The organism is Flavonifractor sp. An112 (genome assembly GCF_904377885.1).
Classification (GTDB): Bacteria; Bacillota; Clostridia; order Oscillospirales; family Oscillospiraceae; genus Flavonifractor; species Flavonifractor avicola.
The window spans coordinates 1-4,428 of the sequence record NZ_CAJFGT010000116.1; the positions used below are offsets into that span (position 1 = coordinate 1).

General features: G+C 58.7%; 4 protein-coding genes and 1 tRNA gene. 4 read left to right on the top strand and 1 reads right to left on the bottom strand.

The genetic code is table 11. The features are described from left to right. The 4 genes from IHN22_RS12420 to IHN22_RS12870 form a co-directional block, all read left to right on the top strand. Positions 1 to 552, top strand: a 552-nt coding sequence (locus IHN22_RS12420) for a glucosamine-6-phosphate deaminase (protein WP_191435675.1), incomplete at its 5' end; no start/stop codon positions are given. Continuing rightward, entirely contained in the window at positions 543 to 1,664 is a 1,122-nt protein-coding gene (nagA, locus tag IHN22_RS12425; RefSeq protein ID WP_087271982.1) for an N-acetylglucosamine-6-phosphate deacetylase, read from the top strand. The genes IHN22_RS12420 and nagA, both read left to right, overlap by 10 nt. Positions 1,665 to 1,856: 192 nt before the next feature. Further along, complete coding sequence (gene ugpC / locus IHN22_RS12430; RefSeq protein ID WP_191435676.1) at positions 1,857 to 2,978, top strand: ABC transporter ATP-binding protein; 1,122 nt, start codon at positions 1,857 to 1,859, stop codon at positions 2,976 to 2,978. A gap of 694 nt (positions 2,979 to 3,672) precedes the next feature. After that, the gene (locus IHN22_RS12870) at positions 3,673 to 4,017 is read left to right on the top strand and encodes a hypothetical protein (RefSeq protein ID WP_087188306.1); all 345 of its coding nucleotides are present in this window, start codon (positions 3,673 to 3,675) and stop codon (positions 4,015 to 4,017) included. A 63-nt stretch (positions 4,018 to 4,080) separates the two neighbouring features. Here IHN22_RS12870 and IHN22_RS12440 read toward each other — a convergent pair. Further along, a tRNA-Thr gene (locus IHN22_RS12440) sits at positions 4,081 to 4,155 on the bottom strand. Positions 4,156 to 4,428: the final 273 nt, after the last annotated feature.

Sequence of the window (4,428 nt, forward strand, 5' to 3'; positions counted from 1 at the left end):
GAGTACCTGGGCCTTTCTCCCCACCATGAGCAGAGCTACCGCTATTTTATGCAGGATAACCTGTTCGACCACATTGATATCAAGCCGGAGAACACCCATGTGCTTAACGGCCTGGCCAAGAACCCCGAGGCCGAGTGCGAGGCTTACAACAAGCTGATCCGGGATCTGGGCGGCATTGACCTGCAGCTGCTGGGTATGGGCCATAACGGCCACATTGCCTTCAACGAGCCGGGCGACGACTTCGGCCTGGAGACTCATCTGGTGGACCTGACCGAGAGCACCATCGAGGCCAACAAGCGCTTCTTTGAGAGCCGGGACGAGGTGCCCCGCCACGCTCTGAGCATGGGCATCAAGAACATCATGAATGCCCGCCGCATCCTGATTATCGTCAGCGGCGAGGAGAAGGCCGACATCGTGAAGGAGGCCTTTACCGGCCCCGTCACCAAGGACGTGCCTGCTTCCGTGCTCCAGCTCCATCCCGACGTAACCCTGGTGGGCGATAAGGCTGCCCTCCATAAGCTTGTGGAAGCAGGTGTTCCCGTATGCGGATAACCGGCGGCCAGGTTTTTGACCTGCAGGAGGGATTTGTCAAGCGGGACGTCTGCTTTGACGGCCGGCTTCTTTCCAACTCCAGCAGCGATGGCAAGACCTATGATGCCACCGGCTGCTATGTGATCCCCGGTCTGACCGATGTACATTTTCATGGCTGTAAAGGCCACGACTTCTCTGATGCTGATCCCGAGGGACTGGAGATCATGGCCCAGTATGAGCTGTCCCGGGGCGTGACCCAGATCTGCCCCGCCGGCATGACTCTGCTGGAGGATCAGCTCACCAAGGTCTGCCAGGTGGCGGCCGCCCATAAAGCTGCCGACAAGCCCGGCGCTGCCCTGTGCGGCATTAACCTGGAGGGGCCCTTCCTCTCCATGGCCAAGAAGGGCGCGCAGAACGGCGATTGGCTCCATGCCCCTGATGTGGATATGCTGCGCCGTCTTATTGCTGCCTCTCAGGGCCTGGTAAAACTGGTGTCCCTGGCTCCCGAGGAGCCCGGTGCCATGGAGTTTATCGAGGCTATGGAGAGTGAGGTTACCATCTCCCTGGCCCACACCACTGCAGACTATGACACTGCTATGGAAGCCTTCCGGCTGGGCGCCCGGCAGGTGACCCACCTGTTTAACGCCATGCCGGCCTTTACCCACCGGGCTCCCGGTGTGGTGGGCGCGGCTCTGGACACTCCGCTGTGCAATGTGGAATTGATCTGTGATGGCGTTCACATCCATCCCTCTGTGGTGCGGGCGGTGTTCAAGATGTTCGGCGCCAAGCGTGTCATCCTGATTTCCGATACCATGCGGGCCGCCGGTATGCCTGACGGCGATTATACTCTGGGCGGCCAGGCCGTCAAGGTAAAGGGCAAGTATGCTACCCTGGAGGACGGCACCCTGGCCGGTTCTGTTACCGATCTGATGAATTGTATGAAGACCGCCGTGTCTTTTGGCATCCCTCTGGCGGATGCCGTGCGGGCTGCTGCGGTCAACCCTGCCAAGGCCATCGGCATTTTCAGCCGGGCCGGCAGCCTGGAGCCCGGCAAGCGGGCCAATGTGGTTGTTCTGGATGAGAATCTGGAACTGAAAGATGTATTCTTCCGCGGCGAATTAGTCCGCGGCTGAATAGAGCGCACCCCCAAATACAGGCCTTCCGGTCCTACTCCATTCCTATAGGCCGGAAGAGTCGAAAAAAAGGAGGAAAATCCGCCGGACCGGCGGTGCGGCAGTGTGGAGACCTGTCGTAACGTTTCGGGAGTTTCGCTCTCCCGGGGCGAGAGGGTATTTGCGGAGGCATTGCCCTTACGGTCCATGTATATGGCAACTGTAGTTCTGAAAGGCGTCAAGAAGATCTATGACAACAAGGTGACCGCTGTCCACGACTTCAATCTGGAGATCGCGGATAAGGAGTTCATCGTGCTGGTCGGTCCTTCCGGCTGCGGCAAGTCCACCACTCTGCGGATGGTGGCCGGCCTGGAGGATATCTCCGAGGGCGATCTGCTCATCGGCGGCAAGCGGATGAACGATGTGGAGCCCAAGGACCGCGATATCGCCATGGTGTTCCAGAGCTACGCGCTCTATCCCCACATGACCGTGTATGAGAACATGGCCTTTGCCCTGAAGCTGCGCAAGGTACCCAAGGAGGAGATCGACAAGAAGGTGCGTGAGGCTGCTGCCATCCTGGATATCACCCAGTACCTGGATCGTAAGCCCAAGGCTCTGTCCGGCGGCCAGCGTCAGCGTGTGGCCATCGGCCGCGCCATCGTCCGCGATCCTCAGGTGTTCCTGATGGACGAACCTCTGTCCAACCTGGACGCCAAGCTGCGTAACCAGATGCGCGCCGAGATCATCAAGCTGCGCCAGCGCATCAACACCACCTTCATCTACGTGACTCACGATCAGACCGAGGCTATGACCCTGGGCGACCGTATCGTCATCATGAAGGATGGCTTCATTCAGCAGATCGGTACTCCTCAGGAAGTGTTCGATCGTCCCGCCAACCTGTTTGTGGCCGGCTTCATCGGCTCTCCCCAGATGAACTTCTTCGATGCCAAGCTGCAGAAGAAGGACGGCAAGTATCAGATCGCCGTGGCCGACGCTGTGATTGAGCTGGCTGACAAGGCCCAGAAGATCCTCACCGAGAAGGGTGTGGGCGACATGGATGTGGTGGCCGGTATCCGTCCCGAGCACATCTCTTTTGCCCCTGTGGCCGGTCCTCACACCGTGTCCAGCACGGTGGATGTGTCCGAGATGATGGGCAGCGAGGTGTACCTCCATGTGAGCGCCGCCGGCAAGGACGTGGTGCTGCGTATTCCCACCACCGAGCTGCCTGAGGAGCATCGTGCCGGTATCCCCTATGGTACCGCCATCAACTTTGCGTTCCGTCCTGAGCTCATTCACCTGTTTGATCCTCAGACTGAGAAGAACCTGCTGTATTGATCTCCAGCAGACAGAACCGGCCCCTGCCGCAGCTGCGGCAGGGGCCGGTTTTTCTTTGCCGACAGCACCAGCGGCCAGGGGAGAGAATAGGATGAAGAGAGACGAGGGAGCGGCCGTGCGGCGATGGGAAAACGAGCAGTATCGATATTATAATCCGGACCCGCTTCGCCTGAGCGGACCGCCCTGCTGTATCTGGCAGGGACCTACCGGCCCTACAGGGGCAACAGGCGGTGCTGGTCCCACAGGCCCCACAGGAGCAACGGGCAATGCCGGCCCAACAGGTCCCATGGGTCCGGCGGGGACAGTGGGCAGTACCGGTCCAACAGGCCCTACGGGTCCCACAGGGGCGACTGGCAGTATTGGCCCAGTAGGTCCTACAGGCCCTGCAGGGGCCGATGGAGCCGGTTCTACAGGCCCAACAGGTCCCACAGGGGCAGCGGGTGATACGGGCCCTGTCGGCCCAACAGGCCCCACAGGCCCTGCAGGAACAGGAGCAACGGGTCCCATGGGCCCAACAGGAGCGGTGGGCAGCACCGGCCCCACAGGGCCGACGGGAGCGCAGGGGCCAACTGGCCCTGCGGGGGGAGAAGGTCCCACGGGTCCCACAGGCCCTACTGGATCTGCCGGCACCGCTCCAGATGATGTGTTTGCGTCGTATGTAAATTATCAGTATCCGCTTGTTCGAGGGAGTCAGTTGGTGGTGTTTCCGGATGTGACAGATCCAACCGGGCAGATCACCCAGGCCAGTCCCACGGTTATTGCGCTGGAACCTGGCTATTATTTGATTTCTTATAAGGTATCAGCGGTTTTTCGGCAGGCCAACTATATGCAGGTAACGCCATCTTATAACGGTACCACCCATTTGGAGACAGGGATCTATTTTGCTGTCAGTACAGCCGGTGGGAGTGCGGCAGGCTCGAGCTTTCTTATTCTGCGGGCGCCAGCAGCCACAACGTTTACGTTGACCTATTCCGGCTCTGGAGATGCGGTGGATGGAGAGATTAATCTAACTATTCTGAAGCTGCGCCGGGCGCTTTGACAGCGAGGGCACCAAGAACGCCGGAAAATAACAAAAAAGGCACGACATATGTCGTGCCTTTTTTGGAGCTAGTGGTGGGAATCGAACCCACGGCCTGCTCATTACGAGTGAGCTGCTCTACCTCTGAGCCACACTAGCGCATAATTTATTCCAAATTACTTGTAACATGATACAATAGAAGAAACAAATTGTCAAGGAGAATTCTCGGTGGTGGGGGAGCTGCTCATAATGCTCTGACATTATGGTAAGCCCTCCACACAATCTAGCGTTTTGTGTTGCTATGGATGTAAATAAAATGCGGAGTGCCTTTGCAGGATACTCAGATCCTATAAGGACACTCCGCATGGTCCGAGTGGCGGGATTTGAACCCACGGCCTCTTGGACCCGAACCAAGCGCGATACCAAGCTTCG

Coding starts and splice junctions, on each gene's coding strand:
- nagA (WP_087271982.1), top strand. CDS start 543: ATGCGGATAACCGGCGGCCAGGTTTTTGACCTGCAGGAGGGATTTGTC.
- ugpC (WP_191435676.1), top strand. CDS start 1,857: ATGGCAACTGTAGTTCTGAAAGGCGTCAAGAAGATCTATGACAACAAG.